At 35.0% G+C, this 19,939-nt stretch carries 27 protein-coding genes and 1 pseudogene; 17 read left to right on the forward strand and 11 right to left on the reverse strand.

What is annotated here, in order from left to right; all coding sequences use genetic code 11:
• Positions 1 to 69 precede the first annotated feature (69 nt).
• Both K5S59_RS05390 and K5S59_RS05395 read right to left on the reverse strand, forming a co-directional pair.
• Positions 70 to 600 carry a DinB family protein gene (locus K5S59_RS05390; RefSeq protein ID WP_120450928.1) on the reverse strand — a complete coding sequence of 177 codons (531 nt, stop codon included), beginning with the start codon at positions 598 to 600 and terminating at the stop codon, positions 70 to 72.
• A 95-nt stretch (positions 601 to 695) separates the two neighbouring features.
• Entirely contained in the window at positions 696 to 875 is a 180-nt protein-coding gene (locus tag K5S59_RS05395) for a hypothetical protein (RefSeq protein WP_000342763.1), read from the reverse strand.
• 95 nt (positions 876 to 970) lie between these two features.
• Here K5S59_RS05395 and K5S59_RS05400 point away from each other — a divergent pair, with 95 nt between their 5' ends.
• Positions 971 to 1,666: a hypothetical protein gene (locus K5S59_RS05400; protein ID WP_120450927.1), complete on the forward strand. Its 696-nt coding sequence runs from the start codon at positions 971 to 973 to the stop codon at positions 1,664 to 1,666.
• A 41-nt stretch (positions 1,667 to 1,707) separates the two neighbouring features.
• Here K5S59_RS05400 and K5S59_RS05405 read toward each other — a convergent pair whose 3' ends face one another.
• Positions 1,708 to 2,166: a universal stress protein gene (locus K5S59_RS05405; RefSeq protein ID WP_001066679.1), complete on the reverse strand. Its 459-nt coding sequence runs from the start codon at positions 2,164 to 2,166 to the stop codon at positions 1,708 to 1,710.
• 182 nt (positions 2,167 to 2,348) lie between these two features.
• Here K5S59_RS05405 and K5S59_RS05410 point away from each other — a divergent pair, with 182 nt between their 5' ends.
• Positions 2,349 to 3,107: an SDR family oxidoreductase gene (locus K5S59_RS05410; protein ID WP_120450926.1), complete on the forward strand. Its 759-nt coding sequence runs from the start codon at positions 2,349 to 2,351 to the stop codon at positions 3,105 to 3,107.
• Between the two features lie 213 nt (positions 3,108 to 3,320).
• Positions 3,321 to 4,454, forward strand: coding sequence for an alanine dehydrogenase (gene ald, locus K5S59_RS05415; RefSeq protein WP_001219387.1), 1,134 nt, complete (start codon positions 3,321 to 3,323; stop codon positions 4,452 to 4,454).
• A gap of 51 nt (positions 4,455 to 4,505) precedes the next feature.
• On the opposite strand, the gene K5S59_RS05420 is transcribed toward ald, so the two are convergent.
• Together K5S59_RS05420 and K5S59_RS05425 are read right to left on the reverse strand one after the other, a co-directional pair.
• Positions 4,506 to 4,931, reverse strand: coding sequence for a hypothetical protein (locus K5S59_RS05420; protein ID WP_000799011.1), 426 nt, complete (start codon positions 4,929 to 4,931; stop codon positions 4,506 to 4,508).
• Complete coding sequence (locus tag K5S59_RS05425) at positions 4,928 to 5,191, reverse strand: helix-turn-helix transcriptional regulator (protein WP_120450925.1); 264 nt, start codon at positions 5,189 to 5,191, stop codon at positions 4,928 to 4,930. The genes K5S59_RS05420 and K5S59_RS05425 overlap by 4 nt, the downstream gene beginning before the upstream one ends.
• A 151-nt stretch (positions 5,192 to 5,342) precedes the next feature.
• On the opposite strand from K5S59_RS05425, the gene K5S59_RS05430 reads away from it, so the two are divergent.
• From K5S59_RS05430 to K5S59_RS05455, 6 genes and pseudogenes are all read left to right on the forward strand, one after another.
• Positions 5,343 to 5,771, forward strand: coding sequence for a hypothetical protein (locus K5S59_RS05430; RefSeq protein WP_120450924.1), 429 nt, complete (start codon positions 5,343 to 5,345; stop codon positions 5,769 to 5,771).
• Between the two features lie 44 nt (positions 5,772 to 5,815).
• Entirely contained in the window at positions 5,816 to 6,148 is a 333-nt protein-coding gene (locus K5S59_RS05435; protein WP_000450951.1) for a cupin domain-containing protein, read from the forward strand.
• Entirely contained in the window at positions 6,145 to 6,933 is a 789-nt protein-coding gene (locus tag K5S59_RS05440) for a GNAT family N-acetyltransferase (protein ID WP_087957168.1), read from the forward strand. The genes K5S59_RS05435 and K5S59_RS05440 overlap by 4 nt, the downstream gene beginning before the upstream one ends.
• Before the next feature lie 2 nt (positions 6,934 to 6,935).
• Entirely contained in the window at positions 6,936 to 7,280 is a 345-nt protein-coding gene (locus K5S59_RS05445; RefSeq protein ID WP_120450923.1) for a DUF6176 family protein, read from the forward strand.
• A gap of 85 nt (positions 7,281 to 7,365) precedes the next feature.
• Positions 7,366 to 7,557, forward strand: a pseudogene (locus K5S59_RS05450) (hypothetical protein); the annotation flags it as partial.
• Positions 7,558 to 7,620: 63 nt separating this feature from the next.
• Complete coding sequence (locus K5S59_RS05455) at positions 7,621 to 7,827, forward strand: hypothetical protein (RefSeq protein ID WP_001248906.1); 207 nt, start codon at positions 7,621 to 7,623, stop codon at positions 7,825 to 7,827.
• 14 nt (positions 7,828 to 7,841) lie between these two features.
• Here K5S59_RS05455 and K5S59_RS05460 read toward each other — a convergent pair whose 3' ends face one another.
• The gene (locus K5S59_RS05460; RefSeq protein WP_000941481.1) at positions 7,842 to 8,669 is read right to left on the reverse strand and encodes a DUF2785 domain-containing protein; all 828 of its coding nucleotides are present in this window, start codon (positions 8,667 to 8,669) and stop codon (positions 7,842 to 7,844) included.
• A gap of 93 nt (positions 8,670 to 8,762) precedes the next feature.
• On the opposite strand from K5S59_RS05460, the gene K5S59_RS05465 reads away from it, so the two are divergent.
• Positions 8,763 to 9,137 (forward strand): hypothetical protein, encoded by a 375-nt coding sequence (locus K5S59_RS05465; protein ID WP_000816833.1) that lies wholly within the window; start codon positions 8,763 to 8,765, stop codon positions 9,135 to 9,137.
• A gap of 20 nt (positions 9,138 to 9,157) precedes the next feature.
• A complete protein-coding gene (locus K5S59_RS05470) occupies positions 9,158 to 9,523 on the forward strand; it encodes a DUF3221 domain-containing protein (RefSeq protein ID WP_120450922.1) in 366 nt (121 codons plus the stop codon).
• A 30-nt stretch (positions 9,524 to 9,553) separates the two neighbouring features.
• Here K5S59_RS05470 and pepQ read toward each other — a convergent pair whose 3' ends face one another.
• Positions 9,554 to 10,651 (reverse strand): Xaa-Pro dipeptidase, encoded by a 1,098-nt coding sequence (gene pepQ / locus K5S59_RS05475; RefSeq protein ID WP_000994028.1) that lies wholly within the window; start codon positions 10,649 to 10,651, stop codon positions 9,554 to 9,556.
• A 149-nt stretch (positions 10,652 to 10,800) separates the two neighbouring features.
• On the opposite strand from pepQ, the gene K5S59_RS05480 reads away from it, so the two are divergent.
• Positions 10,801 to 11,484, forward strand: a complete 684-nt coding sequence (locus tag K5S59_RS05480) for a metal-dependent hydrolase (RefSeq protein ID WP_000868951.1) — start codon at positions 10,801 to 10,803, stop codon at positions 11,482 to 11,484.
• Positions 11,485 to 11,524: 40 nt separating this feature from the next.
• Here the strand turns inward: K5S59_RS05480 and K5S59_RS05485 are convergent, their stop codons facing one another.
• Entirely contained in the window at positions 11,525 to 11,686 is a 162-nt protein-coding gene (locus K5S59_RS05485) for a hypothetical protein (protein WP_000976299.1), read from the reverse strand.
• A 244-nt stretch (positions 11,687 to 11,930) separates the two neighbouring features.
• Here K5S59_RS05485 and K5S59_RS05490 point away from each other — a divergent pair, with 244 nt between their 5' ends.
• The 3 genes from K5S59_RS05490 (at position 11,931) to K5S59_RS05500 (ending at position 14,100) form a co-directional block, all read left to right on the forward strand.
• Entirely contained in the window at positions 11,931 to 13,244 is a 1,314-nt protein-coding gene (locus K5S59_RS05490; RefSeq protein WP_000201565.1) for a CBS domain-containing protein, read from the forward strand.
• Positions 13,245 to 13,391: 147 nt separating this feature from the next.
• Entirely contained in the window at positions 13,392 to 13,715 is a 324-nt protein-coding gene (locus K5S59_RS05495) for a hypothetical protein (RefSeq protein WP_098258817.1), read from the forward strand.
• A gap of 121 nt (positions 13,716 to 13,836) precedes the next feature.
• Positions 13,837 to 14,100 (forward strand): DUF3949 domain-containing protein, encoded by a 264-nt coding sequence (locus K5S59_RS05500; RefSeq protein ID WP_120450921.1) that lies wholly within the window; start codon positions 13,837 to 13,839, stop codon positions 14,098 to 14,100.
• Positions 14,101 to 14,117: 17 nt separating this feature from the next.
• On the opposite strand, the gene K5S59_RS05505 is transcribed toward K5S59_RS05500, so the two are convergent.
• On the reverse strand, positions 14,118 to 14,414 hold the full coding sequence (locus tag K5S59_RS05505; RefSeq protein ID WP_001144784.1) for a YtpI family protein: 297 nt from the start codon (positions 14,412 to 14,414) through the stop codon (positions 14,118 to 14,120).
• 240 nt (positions 14,415 to 14,654) lie between these two features.
• On the opposite strand from K5S59_RS05505, the gene K5S59_RS05510 reads away from it, so the two are divergent.
• Complete coding sequence (locus K5S59_RS05510) at positions 14,655 to 15,587, forward strand: DHH family phosphoesterase (RefSeq protein WP_000545132.1); 933 nt, start codon at positions 14,655 to 14,657, stop codon at positions 15,585 to 15,587.
• 51 nt (positions 15,588 to 15,638) lie between these two features.
• Here K5S59_RS05510 and ytrI read toward each other — a convergent pair whose 3' ends face one another.
• Positions 15,639 to 16,142: a sporulation membrane protein YtrI gene (gene ytrI / locus K5S59_RS05515; protein WP_001265726.1), complete on the reverse strand. Its 504-nt coding sequence runs from the start codon at positions 16,140 to 16,142 to the stop codon at positions 15,639 to 15,641.
• Positions 16,139 to 16,552, reverse strand: coding sequence for a sporulation membrane protein YtrH (gene ytrH / locus K5S59_RS05520; protein WP_116329186.1), 414 nt, complete (start codon positions 16,550 to 16,552; stop codon positions 16,139 to 16,141). Before ytrH ends, ytrI begins: the two co-directional genes overlap by 4 nt.
• Before the next feature lie 42 nt (positions 16,553 to 16,594).
• Between ytrH and dnaE the strand changes: the two genes are divergently transcribed.
• A complete protein-coding gene (gene dnaE / locus K5S59_RS05525; protein ID WP_000673708.1) occupies positions 16,595 to 19,921 on the forward strand; it encodes a DNA polymerase III subunit alpha in 3,327 nt (1,108 codons plus the stop codon).
• Positions 19,922 to 19,939: the final 18 nt, after the last annotated feature.

Below are 19,939 nucleotides of genomic sequence, written 5' to 3' on the forward strand. Positions count from 1 at the left end.
TAGAAGGTAAGGTGCTTTTTATAGAAAGCACCTTACCTTTTTGTATTTAGATTTTTACAGGAGTATTTATCATTGCATAATCATAAAATGATGTTTCTCATGTATCGCTAATAGTTGAATAGATTGAATCAAATTAGGATAGTGAGCAATTGGATCTAAAAATACGATATGCCCTGCAATATTTTCTTCTATATTTTGAACGAGTTTTTTTATTTCATTTGTTTCACGTGTAAGTAATTCTTCTAATTGAGTTACATTCATAGATTGATAGACTTTTTTTGAAGGGATTAAAATCCAAGGTGCTTTCATTCCTTTGCCATGCTTTTTTTTATATTCGGCATAAATGTCATGTATTTCAGTGGCAAATGGGACGTTTTTTCTTAGCTTTGCATAAGGGATAAGGGTGAACGAGAATTTAATTGCTACTTTGAGCATTTTTGCAATTAAATATAAGTGATAAAAATGCTCCCCAATAGACCATTTTCCATTCTGCGGGCGATACCATAGTTGTTCTTGAGATAGTGAATGGAGATGAGGAAGGAATTCGTTCCTTTGTACATGTAATGTATGAAAATGTTTTGAGATATTTTCAGATTTCATATTTTGACACCCTCCACATTTTTCCTAATTATAACATTTTTCGTGTGGATGTAAGTAGGCCTAGAGCAATTTGCTCTAGGCCTACAATGTATCGATTAATCATACTTATGTCGATCTTCCGTAATTCGAATGTACTCAATATCCATTAAATCTCGTAGTAATGCACCGTTACTTAGTTCAATTCCGTGTGTCTCTTTAAAATGTTCACGAATCGTCTCTAACATTTCGATTTCTTTCCCATTCACATCTAAAATAATACGTTCAGAATCATCCATGTAGCATCCTCCTTTATTAAACATATATATTTTGTCCGTCTATTTCTAAAAAATGTATGTTAATGTAATGTTAGGAAATAAGAAAGGGATGGAAAATGAGACGTATTTATTTTATAGGGCTAATTTTGTACACATTAATTGTATTCCATGTAGCATTCCCAAACATCTTTTCATTTAAGGATGTAGAAACAGTACACGTTGGGATATTTATCTTTATTCTATTTATAGTAGACTGCTGTATTTCAATATGGCTTTCGAAAAGAAAACATGTACAAAATAAAAAAGAAATGGAACGAAAAAAGAGAAAATGTTCCTTTTGGATGATGACGTACTGTTTGTCTTTATCGCTTACTGCTGTTTTTTTTAGTGAGCATATTCCATTAGAAAGATTAGATATTGGATTTGTAGCGTTCGTATTTGCATACTATTTTTTTATGCACTTTCTTCCTTATATGAAAGAAAAGCGAGGAGAAGAGGAAGATCCGCTTGTAGAAGAAGCGAGAGAACAAGAGCATAAGAGAATAGAAGAAGATATAAAGAAACTCGGAGAACAAAAATGGTATTTAAAATCTAAAATCATATATGTTCTTTGCTTTATTACGCCGCCAATCGGTTATTTGTATGTGTTCTGCTTTCGTAAAAAAATGACAGAAGATGCAAAGCAAGCATACTTTACGGTTGCGACGATTATGATGGCATTATGGTCTTTGAAGTTTCTTCCTCCTTATGTATTAGCAATTACTGTTGTTATTGTGGTTTGTCTTGTATTTATAGTGAAATATGTGAAATGAAAAACACCAAGCCCATGTGGACTTGGTGTTTTATTTATAAATTAAAGCTCACCTTGCTCCTCATCACCACGAACAACAAGGACATCGCATTTCGCATAGCGAATAATATGTTCAGAGACGCTACCAATTAGGAAACGCTCAACAGCATTTAAACCAGTTGCACCACACATAATTAAATCTACTTTATGATTTGGAGCGATTTCTTTTGAAATTTTTGATTTAGGATTACCAAATTCTAATACAGTTTCAATGTTTTCAAGGCCAGCTTCAAGTGCAGTTTTTTTGTAGTCTTCTAATAAGTCTTCTGCAAATAGATTTGCACGTTCAGCAATTGCACGGCTATAAGCTTCTACTGCTGAGTATGCTTTTACATCAACGATATGAGCAATAGTTAATGTTGCATCGTTTCGTTTTGCGACTTGAATTGCTTTTTTAAAGGCTCTTTCTGCTTCTTTAGAACCATCCACCGCGATTAAAATATTTGTATATGTATTATTCATAGTAAATTCCTCCCAATCATTTTTATTACCGTTTACAACTTTATTATAAAACAAATTTTGGTAATGTGCTTACCAGAAAGGTTACAGAATTTCGAAAACTCTGTTTCAATTCATTTTAGTTGTAATTGGTGCAAGAACTTGTTACATATGAACTATGGCAATTTAAAAGGAGGCAGTTTTTTGTGAGACATGCGCTCATTACAGCCGGTACGAAAGGTTTAGGAAAGCAAGTAACAGAAAAGTTATTGGCTAAAGGATATTCAGTAACAGTAACATATCATAGCGATATCGCGGCTATGGAAATGATGAAAGAAACATATAAAAATATGGAAGAGCGTCTACAATTCGTGCAAGCGGATGTCACGAAAAAGGAAGATTTACATAAAATAGTAGAAGAAGCGATAAGCCGTTTTGGCAAAATTGACTTTTTAATTAATAATGCTGGTCCATATGTATTTGAACGAAAAAAGTTAGTCGATTATGAAGAAGACGAATGGAATGAAATGATTCAGGGTAATTTAACAGCGGTGTTTCATTTGTTGAAACTTGTCGTTCCAGTTATGAGAAAACAGAACTTTGGTCGTATTATTAATTACGGATTCCAAGGGGCAGATAGCGCACCGGGATGGATTTATCGTTCAGCTTTTGCAGCAGCGAAAGTAGGACTTGTTTCATTAACGAAAACAGTTGCTTATGAAGAAGCAGAATATGGTATTACTGCAAATATGGTATGTCCTGGTGATATTATTGGTGAAATGAAAGAAGCGACAATTCAAGAAGCACGTCAGTTGAAAGGACATAACACACCAATTGGTAGACCTGGAACAGGTGAAGACATCGCAAGAACCATTTCGTTTTTATGTGAGGACGATTCCGATATGATTACCGGTACAATTATTGAAATAACTGGTGCAGTAGATGTTATTCATAGACATCGATAGAATAAAATAAAGTGAAGTTTCGAATAATTGGACAGTTTATCCTTTATGCTGAGAGGTGCGGGTAATACTGTCCTTTAATGTAAGATTAAATCTATCGGAAAACTTGTATTATTTTTTGTCAAATATTGAGATATTATGTTAGAATATAAGAGCGTAGAAAGCGCTTTAAAAAATGATTCAGGGGTCATTTCATAACTCAAGGGGGAACTAATAATGCGTATCGGTATTCCAACAGAAATTAAAAACAATGAAAACCGCGTGGCAATGACGCCAGCGGGAGCGGTACATTTAGTACAAAATGGTCATGAAGTTTTTGTTCAAAAAGGAGCAGGTATAGGATCAGGCTTTACAGATGAAGAATACGTACAAGCTGGTGCGAAACTTGTTGAAACTGCTGAAGAAGCATGGAATCAGGATATGGTTATGAAGGTAAAAGAGCCAGTTGCAAGTGAATATGGTTATTTCCACGAAGGCTTAATTTTATTCACATACTTACATTTAGCTCCAGAACCAGAATTAACGAAAGCACTAATTGATAACAAAGTTGTATCAATTGCATACGAAACAGTGCAATTAGACAATCGTTCTTTACCATTACTTGCACCTATGAGTGAAGTAGCTGGTCGTATGTCTGCACAAATCGGTGCACAATTCCTTGAGAAAAACAAAGGTGGTAAAGGTATTTTACTTGCAGGCGTTCCAGGGGTAAAACGCGGCAAAGTAACAATTATCGGCGGTGGTCAAGCTGGTACAAACGCAGCGAAGATCGCAGTAGGTTTAGGTGCAGATGTAACAATCATCGACTTAAGTGCAGAACGTCTTCGTCAACTAGATGACATTTTCGGTAACCAAGTAAAAACGTTAATGTCTAACCCGTACAACATTGCAGAAGCTGTAAAAGAATCTGACCTTGTGATTGGTGCGGTATTAATCCCAGGTGCAAAAGCACCAAAACTTGTAACAGAAGAAATGATTCAATCAATGGAACCAGGTTCTGTCGTTGTAGATATCGCGATTGACCAAGGTGGTATTTTCGAAACAACTGACCGTATTACAACTCACGACAATCCAACTTACGAAAAACATGGCGTTGTTCATTATGCAGTTGCTAATATGCCAGGTGCGGTTCCACGTACATCAACTCTTGCATTAACAAACGTAACAGTACCATATGCAGTACAAATTGCGAACAAAGGCTACAAAGATGCTTGCCTAGGCAACACTGCATTATTAAAAGGTATTAACACATTAGATGGCTATGTAACATTCGAAGCAGTTGCAGAAGCTCACGGCTTACAATACGCTGATGCGAAAGAGCTTCTTGAAAAAGCTCCTGCTTTATCATAATAGAGATACATGTAAACCCCTCCTTTTGTAAGGAGGGGTTTTTTACTTGGGTTAATTGTCTAGTTTCTTTACGATTCTCAATCCGAACATCATTGTAAAGAAAAGAATGCCGAATAAATAATACAAGGCATACTCAACTCGTATCATCGAATTTTTGTCAGTGATATATAAAATAAATAGTATCGCAGAACCGATTAAATGAGAGAGACCGAAAATTTGCGCCATAAGTTTTAAACTCATCTTCTCGATTCTTTCATCCATTTCAGGTAATGGATATTTTTCGGGATCGTTCTTTTTTTTCTTAAAGAATATCCGTTTCACCACGAATAGTATCAAGGCTAAGAGTATGTATACACCAGCGAATAGAAGGACAGAACTAATTTTTTCTTCATCATTACTATTGAAATAAAGAAAAGTTGAACCTAACAATAAAATGGTAAGATGCGAAATGAATTCTTGATTAAAAGTGTTTTTCATTTTTTTTCCTCCCCAGTTTTATCTAATTGAAATAAATTTTCTACTTTACAGTTGAAAAACTCACATAATTTCAATGCTAATTCTAAACTAGGGTTGTATTTATTCTTCTCGATAGCGATGAGGGATTGTCTAGTAATTTGAACAGAGGAAGCTAATTGTTCTTGGGTGATGTCTCTAACGACGCGGAATTGTTTCACCTTATTTTTAATCAAATATAAAAAGTCTCCTTTTTGTAAATTTGTTACATTTATTATATCCATTTTTAGGTAATAAGTAAATAAAACTTTACAAAAAGTAAATAAAACTTTACAAAAAGTAAATAAAACTTTACGTGAAATATAGCTTGTTAAAATGTTATTTTTTGTGATAATTTGGAATTAAATGAAAAAAGAAGTCGGAAGAGGAGAGTCAATGGGGAGCAAAAAGAGGAAGAAAAAGCAAGCTAAAAGACAAAAGTATATAAAGAAAAAACAGGAACAGAACATACCTCTTTCAAAAAAAGTAGTCATTATGATAGAGAAAACATTTCGGTATATTTGTATGGCTCTGTATGTGATTTTGTGTATGTATTCATTTGGAGTGTTTTACAGTTTTGAGATAACCCCCAATATTATTGAGAGCATTCTAGAATTTACACTTGTCATAATAGAATTAGTCTTATTCGGTATATTCTTTCATAAAGTATGGCCTAGTCATGAAAGTAAGAAAGATAAGCAAAGAAAAATGAGAAAAAAATCTTCATATGCTTCAAGCTCATCAAGTGGATTTGGTGACTACAGTAGCAACGATTGTAGCAGCTCAAGTGATAGTGGAGGAGATTGTGGAGGTGGTGGAGACTAAGCTAGTTTTTCAGAAGAACGACTAATGAAAGGGTGAGACGGGATATGGAGACTGTGAATTTATTAGAATTAACAAAGGACATTCAAGATCAACATAAAAACTTCGTCGTTTCAAATGTGAATAGTCATTGCTTACGAATCGCTGTATTTAATGGTGAATACGATTGGCACTATCATTCTAATTCGGATGAATTATTCATTGTACTAGAGGGAGAATTACTTATTGATTTTGAAGATGGAGAAACAGCGGTTTTAAAGCCGAATGATTCTATTTTAATTCCAGCGTGTACGATTCATAGAACGAGAGCATTAAAGAGAACGGTAAATCTTTGTTTTGAAAATATAGAGGCGGATACGATTAAAGTGGAGCAATTATGAAAAAATTATCTGTAGCCGAGTATAGAAAAATCCTTCCGATTTTAGAAAGTAATACAACAACGACGACGTTTGCTTATGCGGTATGTGACCAAATGATAGATGGTGAGATTTTTGCCAACGAGAAGTTAACAGCAGGATTAATTCGTACAGCTAATGGTATCTATTATTTATTTGGTGATACGGATGATCAAAATTATAACGAAGATCTATTTGCGTATTTAAAAGTGGCTATTGAAAAAACAGAGAAGAGATTTACGCTCTTCACTTCAATTGAAGAGTGGGAAATAATGATTGAAGGGCGTTTTAGTAATGTACTTCGGAATATGCCGCGAATGAAATTCCAAAGAGAAATTTCTGAAGAGAGAAAACGAGATGCAAGCAAAAATACATATGAAGTGAAGCGTATTGATAAAAGTGATATAGAACGAAGCAATGAATTTACAGAGGAGTATTATAAAGAATATTGGGGATCAAAAGAGCTGTTTTTAAACGGTGGTTTCGGATTTTGTATAGAACAAGATGGGATGATTGTAGCTGAATGTGTTTCGATATTTAGCGGGAATGGATTTGCTGAAATTGATATTGTGACGCATGAAGCGTATCAAGGAAAAGGATTAGCACAAGCTGTTGCAACACGATTTATTGAACATTGCATGCAAAATGATATTACACCGTGCTGGGATTGTTATGTAGAAAATATTCCTTCGCAAAAACTAGCTAGTAAATTAAGTTTTTATAATCCAATAGGATATAGATTGTTTGTACGGAAGAAAACGGGGGAATAAAAATGAATGTGGAGTTAACGAGATTCAAAGTGAAACAAGGTAAAAGTCATCGTGTAGATGAATGGATGCAGCTTCTTAATGACAATATGAAAGAAGTGCTTTTGACATTAAACGACGAAAAGATGTATGTAGAGACAATTTTCCGGGAAATAAGAGGTGGAGAAGAGTACTTATATTGGTATTCTGTGCAAGGAGAAGACGGGGCTCTTGTCGAAAATTCTCATCATGAAATTGATAAAAAGCACTTAGCGTTTTGGTATGAATGTATTGATGAAGAAGTACAGTCTGTTGATATGAAAACAGAAGTTGTTATGATTCAAGATGTTGTGAAGGAAGCGATGAAATAATAGAATAGTATGTTAGAGAGAAGCACATCAAGGTAGATGTGCTTTTTATCTTGAAAAAATTTTGAAGAAAAGCTGTATTTAGATATCTTTAAGTGAAAATAACGGGGGATATTAAAAATATTTTAGGGAAAACTATAACGAGATGAAAAACTTCAAATCAAAAGACCTACCAATATACGTTGTAGTTGTAACAGGTAAAACAGAGGATTTACAAAGTTTACAAGGAGCGCCATATATTAAAGCGGCTGTTAGAGGTGTAACGGTTGAGAAATATTAATTACAGTTTATTAATGTGAATAATCAGAAAATTTATGTTATACTATGTGAAAAGGAGGTTTATATGAGGCAAATACATGGAGCAATTTATATTTACATAACAATGTTTTTCGTGGCGATATCCTATGGATTAGGGCACGTGTATTCGCATCCTATACTAACTTTTTTAAGCGGAGCATGTATGACGTTTGCGCTTCTTGTCCACCTTTTCTCAGTTTGGATCGTGAAATTTCAATTAAATATTAGTGAAATAGAAGAAGGCACTTTTTAAGTGGCCTTCTTTTTTTAATAATATTTTGGAAGTTCTTGTAGCAATTTTTCAATTTCGCATTCTGTTTCTTTGCATATAGACAGTGTGCGTAGTCTGAAAAATAAGCTGCGTAGGAAAGATTTTATATTTCCGTATAAAAACTCATACGATTTAATCTGTAATGTTTGTTTTTGGACGGGTAATTGAGCTGCTAAATCATGAAGGGCTAATATGAGTGTTTCTTCTTGTAGACCATTTTGTAGCATTGAGACAATTGGATAAACGAGACGCTCGTCTTCTTCATATTTGTAATAGATGGAATGAACACAAACTTTGTTTAATAAAGTTTGTAGTATCTCTTCATAATATAAATTTTCCAGTTTAGGACTATTCACAAGCGCCTCAAATGTATCAGAAGCATGAGCGATACTATGTGCCCAGCCATGGTCTTGAACATATCCACGGAAATCATGCTCTTTGTTCATATATAGAATTAATTGATCTTTTACAGTTAAAATATCATTCTGTGATAAGAAATTATATTTTGTATCCGCATCAATAAGGAGCGCAATTAATAAGGTCGTAAATGCACGGGTAAATACAGCATCTTCGTCATCTGAACGAATTTTATAAAATAAATAGTTTTCGCTGATGCTTTCTAATAACAATTTCTGTAATTGTGTGTGTGAAATGTAGTCCTTTTTGATGAGATGGTAAAAAGTAGAGTAAATAAGTTTGTCTCTTAAATAGCTATCAGTAACACCGATATGTTTAAGCATATTTGAACTTAAAGAATCCATGTTAATTGTGTTATCCATTATGTAATTATTATTACGAATTTCTTCTAGCTGCTGTTGTAACATATAAACCTCCTATTTTAGAAAATTCTGTATTTTATTAGTATAATAAGAGAAAGAAATAGACAATAAATAAATGCTTTTGAATGGAGGGGCATTATGAAGAGAGCATTAGTCTTTTTTATTAGTATTTTCTTTTTAGGAAGCTGCTCTCTTTCGTATGTTACTTTTTCTAGCGAGAGCAAAAGTTGGACGGGGCAATATAAAGGGCATATTAAGGATGACAGTGAAGATGGAATGTTTACGTTTCAGTATAAAGGCGGAGATGGAAATACAGAATTTAAAAATTTAGAGATTGCTATTAATGAAACCTTTCGTACAATGACACAAACTTCAGAAGTTCATAAAGGAGCAAGGATTGAAATGAAGTCTTCTTGTGTAAGTTGTGCGCCTCTATCTAAAGATGAACCGATAGAGGTTGTGATTAAATGGGATGATAAGTATGAGGAGAAGATGGTGTTAAATTTGAAATAGCCTAGAGTAAGGAGTTAAAAATGAATAGGCGTATGAAAAACTTTATGTTTTTAAGTGTATTTCTAATCATATTATCAGCGTGTGATATAAAACAAGTAGAGCAAGTAGCGGTAAAAAAAGTACCTGAAGAGGGGTATGTCATAGTAAGAAATGAAACGGTATTTTTTGTCGATGATAAAACGTTTAATACAAAAGTAGAATTGCAACATTATATGGAACAACAAATAAATAAAGAGCATCCATCACATATAGTTTTGAGCTTTAAAGATAAAGGCGCATATAAACAGTTAAAAACAGGGGATAAAATAAAAGTATGGTTTTCTCAAATGCTTGAAAGCTATCCAGCAAAAATGATTGTAGAGAAATTTGAAATAGTAGAGAAATAGAAAAAGGCAGCAATCACGCTGCCTTTTTTCTTATTTCACAAATTGTAATTCTTTCGGGAATTTCGTTAAAATTTCTGATCCGTCTTTTGTGATGTAAATATCATCTTCAATACGAACGCCGCCTACGTTTGGTACGTAAATACCTGGCTCGATTGTGAAGACCATACCTTCTTTTAATGGAGACTCGTTACCAGCTTTTACATCTGGATATTCGTGTACGCTAATTCCAAGTCCGTGACCAAGGCGGTGCGGGAAGAAGTCGCCGTAACCTGCATCTGCGATCACAGAGCGAGCAGCGTTGTCGATTGCACCAAGTGTAACACCTGGTTTACATGCTTCAACTGCTTGTAGTTGTCCAGCAAGTACAGTGTTATAAATGCGAGTTTGTTCTTCAGAAATGTCACCGAATGCTACTGTACGTGTAATGTCAGAGCAATAACCTTCAATGATTACGCCTAAATCAAATAGTACGAAATCGCCGCGTTTCATTTTATTTGCACCTGGAATACCGTGTGGAAGAGCAGAGTTTGCACCTGCTAATACCATCGTATCAAATGACATTTTATGTATGCCTTTTGTTTTTAATTCGTGTTCAATAATTGCTAATACTTCTAGCTCACTACGATCTTCTTTAATTGCATTTACACCAACTTCAACAGCGTAGTCCGCCATTTTAGCTGCTTCGCGTAAAATAGAAAGTTCTTTTTCATCTTTAATTAAACGAAGTTCACGAACTTTCTCCTCAGCTGATTTGAACGCTGCATTTGGGAATAATTTTGTTAGTTCTTCGTAACGTTCTACGTTTAAATGTTCTTTTTCAATTGCAACTGCGTTTGCATTGATGCCGCGGTCTTTAATTGCTTTTGCAATCATATCCCATGGTCTGTCAGTATCAGTAAATCCGATAATTTCATGTGCCCAGCCAGCGTTACGCGCTTGACCTTCTTCCATTTTAGGGCAAATTAAAATAGGCTCTTTTTCTTGGAATACAAACATACCAAGAAGTCTTTCGTGTGGTTCACAGTGGAAGTTTGTCATGTAGAAAACGTTTGGTGTAGAAGTTAAGAACGCAGCTTCTACGTTTTTTTCTTTTAGCCATTGCATTAAATTTTCTAATCTAGCATTCATCGATTGGCACCCCCGAGATATTTAATTACAAATATAACTTTACATCGGAAGAAAGCGTTATGACAAGTAAATAGATGTTAGAAAAGACAGGGAATTGAAAAATCATGTAGAATAAAAAGTGAGAATGTGTATAGGGGAGGAATGTAGTAATGAAAGTATCTTATCACGGGCATTCAGTTGTAAAGATTGAAACGAATGGAAAAGTGATTTTAATTGACCCATTTTTAACTGGAAATCCTACAACAGATTTAAAGGCTGAAGATGTCAAAGTAGATGCGGTTCTTTTATCGCATGGACATGGTGATCATGTTGGAGATACAGTAGAGCTTGCGAAGAAAAATAATGCAGTTGTTGTGGCACCATTTGAACTAGCGACCTTTTTAAGTTGGCAAGGTGTGAATACACATCCGATGCATATTGGTGGTTCGCATGAATTTGGCTTCGGAAAAGTGAAGTTTACACAAGCATTCCACGGTTCTAGTTATATTGATGAAGAAAATAAGACGATTACATATACAGGTATGCCAGCAGGTATTTTATTTACAGCAGAAGAGAAAACTGTATACCATGCAGGAGATACCGCTCTATTCTCTGATATGAAATTAATTGGGGAACTGAACAACATTGATATAGCATTTTTACCCATTGGTGATAATTTCACAATGGGACCAGAAGATGCTGTTTTAGCAGCAAAATGGGTTCAGGCGAAAACTGTTGTACCGATGCATTACAATACGTTCCCAGTAATTGAACAAGATCCATATCAATTTGTAGAAAAGCTACAAAATTGTACAGGGAAAGTATTAGAGGCTGGAGAAAGTATTACACTATAGAACAGAAACCCTTCATTTGAAAAGACAAGTGAAGGGTTTTTTACGTGTGTAGGACAGCTTTTAAAGTTTGTACTTGTTTTGGTGATTCTTTCCTTTTTGGAAGTGGCTGTTCAGGTGTTTCATTCAATTCCATTGCAACTTTTTTCCCGTCTACGAAAGCTAAAAATACAGCACCTACAACTTCTAATAATTTTTTCATCATGTATCCGCTCCTTTGTTTTATTTCTTGTCTTCATTGTATATTGAAGCGGCTGGACAAACTATCGAACGAGATGACAATACCATTACATTGTTGTAATAGAAGAAGTAGTATAATGTAAGGCGTATTTTGTTATAAAAAAAATAGTACAGATATACAAAGAGAGAGTGTAACAGTTTTGAAAATATAGTATACTGAAAATACAACACATGAAGAATTTAGGGAAAAGAAAGTATGGTGAAACCATTTGGCTACCAAGCATAACCAAATTTTAGAACATATTAATGGCCTGCCAGTAGGGCATAAAATTTCTGTAAGGCAAATTGCAAAAGATTTGAGTGTAAGTGAAGGTACAGCTTACCGTGCAATTAAAGATGCAGAAAATAAAGGATATGTTAGTACGATTGAACGTGTCGGAACAATTCGAATTGAACAAAAGAAGAAAGAGAATATTGAAAAGCTGACATATGCAGAAGTCGTTAACATTGTCGATGGTCAAGTACTTGGGGGCAGAGAAGGACTACATAAGACGTTAAATAAATTCGTAATTGGGGCAATGAAATTAGAAGCGATGATGCGCTATACAGAAGCTGGGAACTTACTTATTATCGGTAACCGTACGAACGCACATCAATTAGCGTTAGAAGCCGGAGCTGCGGTATTGATTACGGGTGGATTTGATACGGAAGATCATGTGAAGAAATTAGCAGATGAATTAAAACTGCCGATAATTTCAAGTAGTTACGATACATTTACAGTTGCAACGTTAATTAACCGTGCGATTTACGATCAGCTTATTAAGAAAGAAATTGTACTCGTTGAAGATATTTTAACGCCAATTGAAGAGACATTATATTTAAAACCAAATGATACAGTACAGCAATGGCATGCGTATAATGAAGAGACGATGCACGGAAGATATCCAATTGTTGATGAAAATAAAAAGGTATTAGGTATTGTAACTTCAAAAGATATGATTGGTGTTGCGAAAGAAACACCAATTGATAAAGTGATGACAAAACATCCAATTACGGTAAATGGAAAAATGTCTGTCGCAGCTGCGGCACGTATGATGGTATGGGAAGGTATTGAGTTACTTCCTGTTGTTGATGAAGGAAATAAACTGCAAGGTATTATTAGCCGTCAAGATGTACTTCAGGCATTGCAAATGATTCAGCGTCAACCACAAGTCGGTGAAACAATCGATGATATTGTAACGAATCAATTCATGACGCCGAAAGAAGCAAAAAATGAACATCTATATCAATTTTCAGTGACGCCGCAAATGACGAATTCAATCGGAACGTTATCTTACGGTGTATTCGCAACAATTGTGACGGAAGCAACGAATCGCGTTATTCGTGCGCAAAAGAAGAGTGATTTAATTGTTGAGAACTTAACAATTTATTTCGTAAAACCAGTTCAAATTGACAATGTTGTATCGGTTCATCCGAAAGTATTAGAAATTGGACGTAAATTTGGTAAGGTTGATGTAGAAGTGCATCATGAAGGTAATGTTGTCGGGAAAGCATTACTTATGGTGCAGTTGATCGATAAATAAAAAGATGGAGCAAGCCGCTTTGGTTTGTTCCATTTTTTTATTTAAAAGGATAGAAACAAAAAATAAATAGAGTATCATTTCATAGTTATAATAAAAGACTAAAAAATTTGAAGATGTGGAAATGGAATAGCGATAAGGAGGAAGGGAATGGACGGAATCATTTTCTTTTTAGTGGTCGTATGTTTCATCATTATGCATGTGTTAACGCATAGAAGGATGAACGCTATTAAAAAGAGGCTGTATTTTGTAAGTGTAACTCTTGCTAGTGTGGGCGCCTTTATTCCTATATCAGGAGAAAATGAGCCGGATTTTCTTTACTTTGGTATACCAGCTGAAACGTTTGTTTATTATGGCGGATGGGAATGCTGGTTTAATCCATTAGGTTTTTTCGTTAACTTTATTTTGTTTTATTGGATTTTGAAGCTGTTGCTAAAGATGAGGGAGGATTTTAGGGGGAAAGCAAAGGAGTAGCAGGATATATATGTGGAGAGGTAATTGTACATTCAAAAAACATAATATTGATTTAATTAGAGTTTATACTATGTTATAATTTTATTGTAAGGAAATGGATTTTAGGAAGGTGGTATGCAATATGTCATCAGAAGTGCTCTTCTTTGGTAGTATCGCACTATTTTACTTCCTTGTGATGATACCGTTTCAATATTTATACTTACAAGGTTTACATGAAAAAAAGAAACGAACAGGATTATCTCAGCGAGAACTATATGAAAAAATGTCTTTTGAAGAAGAACAATTACATTTTCATGTACAAGGCAACCCCTTTAATATACCTTCTGCTTTTGTTGCGTATATGATTTTAAAAGTTAAGCAACATAAAAAAGCATCACAATATTGATGCTTTTTTATGTTGCTTCAGACAGATTCAGCTTCTTCAACTGCTAATGGTAAGAAATGTTTATATTGGCGAAATCCATTAAATACACTTGCACTACCAAATAGAACAAATAAAACACCAACGATAATACGAGCGGTTGAAAGTTCTAAAAAGAATTGGTTTATCCCGAAGAATAAGACGAATGAACCGAGTGCCATTGCAGATTTTCCAGAGAGCCAACCTTTCTCCATTGGGCGGCTTGTACGAAAGTATTTTGTTTTGTAGAAGAGGTACAACATAAATGAGACGATAATACAGAAGACTAATACTGGCATAATACACACTCCTATCGCTTTGTGAAAAATAATAGTGGAGAAAAAAGAAATATCTAAACTTTCTAACTTTTATTATAAAGCAATTGTTCGCATGTATGAAATACTTTCCGTTATAATGAAGGATAAAGTGAAATTTTAATTAGTGCGGGGATGTTTCTGCGCGCTAATGATTAGCCTGCACCGGTTGGGCTTTTACTGCACGTTAAAGTGGAGAAGTTGAGTAAAAAGGAGATTATACATATGCATGAGCAAATTTTAGGAGCAATTAAAGAGTTTGATACAATTATTATTCATCGTCATGTACGTCCAGATCCAGATGCGTTAGGTTCACAGGGTGGTCTTGGTACCATTCTACAAGAATCGTTTCCAGAGAAAAATATTTATACGGTTGGGTACAACGAACCGTCATTAGCATACTTACGAGTAATGGATGATATTGAAGATAGTGTATATGAAAATGCACTTGTTATCGTATGTGATACTGCGAACCAAGAACGTGTTGACGATCAACGTTATGGAAAAGGGAAGATGCTAATTAAAATTGACCATCATCCAAATGAAGATCCGTACGGAGATATTACGTGGGTAGATACGACAGCAAGTTCTACAAGTGAAATGATTTATGAGTTTTACACGTATGGAAAAGATAAAGGGTTACAGATAACAAAAGAAGCAGCTCGTCTTATTTTAGCGGGTATTGTTGGGGATACAGGTCGTTTCTTATTTCCGAATACAACAGCGAAAACACTTCGTTACGTAAGTGAGCTTGTTGATATGGATGTGAAATTCACAGATTTATACAATGAAATGTATAAGACGAAAGAAAAGATTGCTCGTTTGAACGGCTATATTTTACAAAACTTTACGATGGTAGAAGAAGGAGCAGCTTACATTAAATTAACGAAAGAAGTATTAGAAAAGTTTGATGTGCTTCCTTCTGAGGCATCTGGCGTTGTTGGAGCACTTGGTAATATTGATGGATTAAAGTCGTGGGTTCTATTTTTAGAGGAAGACGATGTGATTCGTGTTCGTCTTCGTTCAAAAGGACCAGTGATAAATAAATTAGCAATGCAATATAATGGCGGAGGGCATCCGATGGCTTCTGGTGCAAAAGCATCTTCTTGGGAAGAAGCGGATCGTCTTTTTGCTGATTTATGTGAGTTGTGTAGATAAGAGATTATATATGAAAACGAAAAGAAGGAGCGGCGTTAAAGCCCTCCTTCTTTATTTTTCTTTCTCTATAGTAATGCTAATTTCAAGCACGGTATCAAAAGATATTGTATCGACTTTAAAGCGGTATAGACGATCGTAATGTTTGTACGTTTTGTTTTCGATTACCTTTTTGAGTAGGTCTTTATTTTTTGCGATACTTTGTATGTTTTTCGTTAAAAGGTGCTGGAGGTCATTATGGATAGATGTGGTCATATTTTCGAGTGTAAGATTGTCTAAATCGTATTTTTCTCGATTTATAAGTTTTATTTTAATCTCTTGAATAGTTAAGAGCCGTTTATTTTCAGTATTCAATTTTTCTTGATCTTCGAGAAGGACGTGAAGCTTTGCTTCTTGTTTTTCTATAATTTCTCGTTGCTCTGCTATTTTACTAGCTTGTTCTTCTTGAAAAACACCGTATATGTACAAAAAAATAAACCAGCTCAATACGCCTCCAACAGCAGCACCAGCTAAAACTAAATACCATTTTTTTGCTGTATTGGCACTTGGTACTCTCATACATGTTCCTGCGTTAGCCATTTAATAATAGTAAGACCTGTTTGCATACCACCTGTTGCGAAAAAAATAAGGAGAATTTGTTTTACGATATCTTTCATATCTCCGCCAAAGAAACTTCTTTCAAAGCTATAAAAAGTATCAAATGTTCCGCCAATTGCTGCAACGAGTGCCCAAATTTTTAAATTTTGGGCGAATTGATTAATGTAAGTTAGAGTTGGTTTTCCGATAAGAAATGCACCAAAGCCGCCAATTAATGAACCACCGAGTATAACCCCAAAGGCAATAAAGTAACTAATAATAAGCAGAGAGAAAAAAGTGTGTTCTCTTACATCCATCGTCATTCCCCTTTCTTCTTCATATATATGGACAAAGTATAAGAAGTATGTTTTGATTTCCGCTTTCCTCATCACCTATAATAAAAGTAGTCAAATTGGTAAAGAGAGGGTACAACAGTGAAGTTTGTGCATTTACAATGTCAAACCGTTTTTAGTTTATTAAAAAGTGCTTGTAAAATTGATGAGCTTGTAGTCAGGGCGAAAGAACTTGGTTTTTCATCACTCGCTATTACGGATGAAAATGTTATGTATGGTGTTATTCCATTTTATAAAGCATGTAAGAAACATGGTATACAGCCTATTATCGGCTTAACAGCTTCTATTTTTAGTGAAGAAGATGAAAAATCTTATCCGCTTGTTTTACTTGCTGAAAATGAAATAGGCTATCAAAATTTATTAAAGATTTCTAGTAGCATTATGACGAAGTCAAAAGAAGGTATTCCGAAAAAATGGCTTGCCCATTATGCGAAAGGATTAATTGCTATTTCACCAGGTAAAGATGGGGAAATCGAACAATTATTATTAGAAGACAAAGAGAGTGAAGCTGAAGAATTAGCTCGCATGTATCAAAGCATGTTCGGCAATTTTTATATGAGTTTGCAGCATCATGCGATTCAAGATGAACTGCTTCTGCAAGAGAAATTACCTGCATTTATGAGTAGGATAAATGTTCCAGTCGTTGCAACAAACGATGTACGCTACATCAATCAAAGTGACGCACTTGTTCATGAGTGCTTATTATCTGTTGAAAGTGGAACGAAAATGACTGATCCAGATAGACCGAGGTTGAAAACGGATCAATATTATTTAAAATCATCAGATGAAATGGAAGCACTATTTTCTCACGTAGAAGAAGCGATTTATAACACAGTAGAAATTGCAGAACGTTGCAGAGTAGAAATACCGTTTCATATAAATCAATTACCGAAATTTCCTGTTCCGGCTAACGAGACGAATGATATGTATTTACGCCGCGTTTGTGAAGAAGGGTTGCAGAAACGTTATGGTACGCCGAAAGAAGTACATATAAAGCGTTTAAATCATGAATTAAACGTTATTTCTAGTATGGGGTTTAGTGATTATTTCCTCATCGTATGGGATTTTATGAAGTATGCGCATGAAAATCATATTTTAACAGGACCAGGACGTGGATCGGCAGCTGGCTCACTTGTTTCTTACGTATTAGAAATTACAGATATTGATCCGATTGAATATGATCTATTATTTGAAAGATTTTTAAACCCCGAACGTGTGACACTTCCAGATATTGATATCGATTTTCCAGATATAAGACGTGATGAGATGATTCGATATGTGAAAGATAAATATGGTCAGCTTCGTGTTGCACAAATCGTAACGTTTGGGACGCTTGCAGCAAAAGCGGCAATTCGAGATATTGCGCGTGTAATGGGGCTTCCGCCGCGAGATATTGACATATTCTCAAAACTTATCCCATCAAAGCTTGGTATAACGTTAAAAGATGCATATGAGGAATCGCAATCACTCCGTGAGTTCATACAAGGGAATCTGTTACATGAGCGTGTGTTTGAAATTGCAAAACGTGTAGAAGGCTTACCACGTCATACGTCTATTCATGCAGCTGGCGTTATTATGAGCCAAGAGCCGTTAACAGGAAGTGTTGCAATTCAAGAAGGGCATAACGATGTGTATGTTACGCAATATCCAGCTGATGCATTAGAAGAACTTGGTTTGTTAAAGATGGACTTTTTAGGATTGCGTAATTTAACGTTACTTGAAAATATTATAAAGTTTATCGTGGAAAAAACGGGGACACAAATTGATATAAGAAATTTACCACTTCAAGATGAAAAGACGTTCCAATTGTTAGGTAGAGGGGATACAACAGGTGTATTCCAGCTTGAATCAGGTGGTATGCGAAATGTACTTCGCGGGTTAAAACCGAATGAATTTGAAGATATTGTTGCTGTTAACTCGTTATATAGACCAGGACCGATGGAACAAATTCCGACCTTTATTGAATCAAAGCATGGAAAAAGAAAAATTGAATATTTACATCCGGACTTAAAGCCAATTTTAGAAAGAACGTACGGTGTAATTGTATATCAAGAACAAATTATGCAAATTGCGTCGAAATTAGCAGGATTCTCGCTCGGAGAAGCAGATTTATTACGCCGTGCAGTGAGTAAAAAAAATCGTGATATTTTAGATCAGGAACGTAAGCATTTTGTGCAAGGTTGTTTACAAAATGGTTATGACGAGACATCCGCGGAGAAAATTTACGATTTAATTGTAAGATTTGCAAATTACGGTTTTAACCGAAGTCACGCGGTAGCCTACAGTATGATTGGATATCAGCTTGCCTACTTAAAAGCGAATTATACGCTGGAATTTATGACAGCACTATTATCAAGTGCAATTGGAAATGAAGATAAGATTGTGCAGTATATACGAGAAACGAAGCGGAAAGGTTTTCACGTTTTGCCACCGTCTCTTCAGAGGAGTGGTTATAATTTTCAAATAGAAGGCAATGCGATACGTTACAGCTTACTTTCCATTCGAAACATCGGAATGGCTACAGTGACAGCATTACTCGAAGAACGCGAGAAAAAAATGTTTGAAGATTTATTTGAATTTTGTCTTCGCATGCCATCAAAGTTTGTAACAGAGCGAAATTTAGAGGCGTTCGTCTGGTCTGGATGTTTTGATGATTTTGGTATTTCGAGAACGAATTTATGGAAAAGTCTTAAAGGAGCGTTAGAGTACGCAAATCTTGCACGTGATTTAGGAGATGCTGTTCCGAAATCAAAATACGTACAAGGAGAAGAGCTCTCTTTTATTGAACAGTTAAATAAAGAAAAGGAAGCATTAGGTTTTTATTTATCAAGCTATCCGACAGCGCAGTATGTAAAGTTAGCGAAAGAATTAGAGATTCCATCTCTCGCTCAGGCGATGCGGCATAAGAAAAAAGTACAAAGAGCGATCGTGTATATAACAAGCGTGAGAGTAATTCGTACGAAAAAGTTGCAAAAGATGGCGTTTATTACATTTTGTGATCAAAATGATGAAATGGAAGCAGTTCTTTTCCCAGAAACGTATATACATTTCTCAGATAAGTTACAAGAAGGCGCAATTGTATTAGTTGACGGCATGATTGAGCTTAGAAATCATAAGTTGCAATGGATTGTAAATGGGCTATATCCGTTAGAAGAAATGGATGTGTATGAAGAAAAAAAAGACGCAACTGTTTACGTGAAATTGCCGTCTCAGTATGAGAAAAAGCAGTTAAATCAGGTTACTAAAATATTGTTTGACTATTCGGGTTTTGCGAAAGTACTAATTTATTATGAAAAGGAACATAAAATGGTACAATTATCACGAAGTTTATCGATTCATCCAAGTGAAGAATGTTTAGGAGCACTTCGTGAAATTGTCGGGGAAGAAAATGTGGTTGTGAAAATATAATGGACAATTTCCCTACAC

Origin of the sequence: Bacillus sp. BML-BC051 (genome assembly GCF_019656175.1) — a bacterium.
GTDB lineage: Bacteria > Bacillota > Bacilli > Bacillales > Bacillaceae_G > Bacillus_A > Bacillus_A mobilis.

What these genes read in the sequence shown, in the direction of transcription:
- K5S59_RS05390 (WP_120450928.1), bottom strand. Translation starts at nt 600, where the DNA reads ATGAAATCTGAAAATATCTCAAAACATTTTCATACATTACATGTACAA.
- K5S59_RS05395 (WP_000342763.1), bottom strand. Translation starts at nt 875, where the DNA reads ATGGATGATTCTGAACGTATTATTTTAGATGTGAATGGGAAAGAAATC.
- K5S59_RS05400 (WP_120450927.1), top strand. Translation starts at nt 971, where the DNA reads ATGAGACGTATTTATTTTATAGGGCTAATTTTGTACACATTAATTGTA.
- K5S59_RS05405 (WP_001066679.1), bottom strand. Translation starts at nt 2,166, where the DNA reads ATGAATAATACATATACAAATATTTTAATCGCGGTGGATGGTTCTAAA.
- ald (WP_001219387.1), top strand. Translation starts at nt 3,321, where the DNA reads ATGCGTATCGGTATTCCAACAGAAATTAAAAACAATGAAAACCGCGTG.
- K5S59_RS05420 (WP_000799011.1), bottom strand. Translation starts at nt 4,931, where the DNA reads ATGAAAAACACTTTTAATCAAGAATTCATTTCGCATCTTACCATTTTA.
- K5S59_RS05425 (WP_120450925.1), bottom strand. Translation starts at nt 5,191, where the DNA reads ATGGATATAATAAATGTAACAAATTTACAAAAAGGAGACTTTTTATAT.
- K5S59_RS05430 (WP_120450924.1), top strand. Translation starts at nt 5,343, where the DNA reads ATGGGGAGCAAAAAGAGGAAGAAAAAGCAAGCTAAAAGACAAAAGTAT.
- K5S59_RS05435 (WP_000450951.1), top strand. Translation starts at nt 5,816, where the DNA reads ATGGAGACTGTGAATTTATTAGAATTAACAAAGGACATTCAAGATCAA.
- K5S59_RS05440 (WP_087957168.1), top strand. Translation starts at nt 6,145, where the DNA reads ATGAAAAAATTATCTGTAGCCGAGTATAGAAAAATCCTTCCGATTTTA.
- K5S59_RS05445 (WP_120450923.1), top strand. Translation starts at nt 6,936, where the DNA reads ATGAATGTGGAGTTAACGAGATTCAAAGTGAAACAAGGTAAAAGTCAT.
- K5S59_RS05455 (WP_001248906.1), top strand. Translation starts at nt 7,621, where the DNA reads ATGAGGCAAATACATGGAGCAATTTATATTTACATAACAATGTTTTTC.
- K5S59_RS05460 (WP_000941481.1), bottom strand. Translation starts at nt 8,669, where the DNA reads ATGTTACAACAGCAGCTAGAAGAAATTCGTAATAATAATTACATAATG.
- K5S59_RS05465 (WP_000816833.1), top strand. Translation starts at nt 8,763, where the DNA reads ATGAAGAGAGCATTAGTCTTTTTTATTAGTATTTTCTTTTTAGGAAGC.
- K5S59_RS05470 (WP_120450922.1), top strand. Translation starts at nt 9,158, where the DNA reads ATGAATAGGCGTATGAAAAACTTTATGTTTTTAAGTGTATTTCTAATC.
- pepQ (WP_000994028.1), bottom strand. Translation starts at nt 10,651, where the DNA reads ATGAATGCTAGATTAGAAAATTTAATGCAATGGCTAAAAGAAAAAAAC.
- K5S59_RS05480 (WP_000868951.1), top strand. Translation starts at nt 10,801, where the DNA reads ATGAAAGTATCTTATCACGGGCATTCAGTTGTAAAGATTGAAACGAAT.
- K5S59_RS05485 (WP_000976299.1), bottom strand. Translation starts at nt 11,686, where the DNA reads ATGATGAAAAAATTATTAGAAGTTGTAGGTGCTGTATTTTTAGCTTTC.
- K5S59_RS05495 (WP_098258817.1), top strand. Translation starts at nt 13,392, where the DNA reads ATGGACGGAATCATTTTCTTTTTAGTGGTCGTATGTTTCATCATTATG.
- K5S59_RS05500 (WP_120450921.1), top strand. Translation starts at nt 13,837, where the DNA reads ATGTCATCAGAAGTGCTCTTCTTTGGTAGTATCGCACTATTTTACTTC.
- K5S59_RS05505 (WP_001144784.1), bottom strand. Translation starts at nt 14,414, where the DNA reads ATGCCAGTATTAGTCTTCTGTATTATCGTCTCATTTATGTTGTACCTC.
- K5S59_RS05510 (WP_000545132.1), top strand. Translation starts at nt 14,655, where the DNA reads ATGCATGAGCAAATTTTAGGAGCAATTAAAGAGTTTGATACAATTATT.
- ytrI (WP_001265726.1), bottom strand. Translation starts at nt 16,142, where the DNA reads ATGAGAGTACCAAGTGCCAATACAGCAAAAAAATGGTATTTAGTTTTA.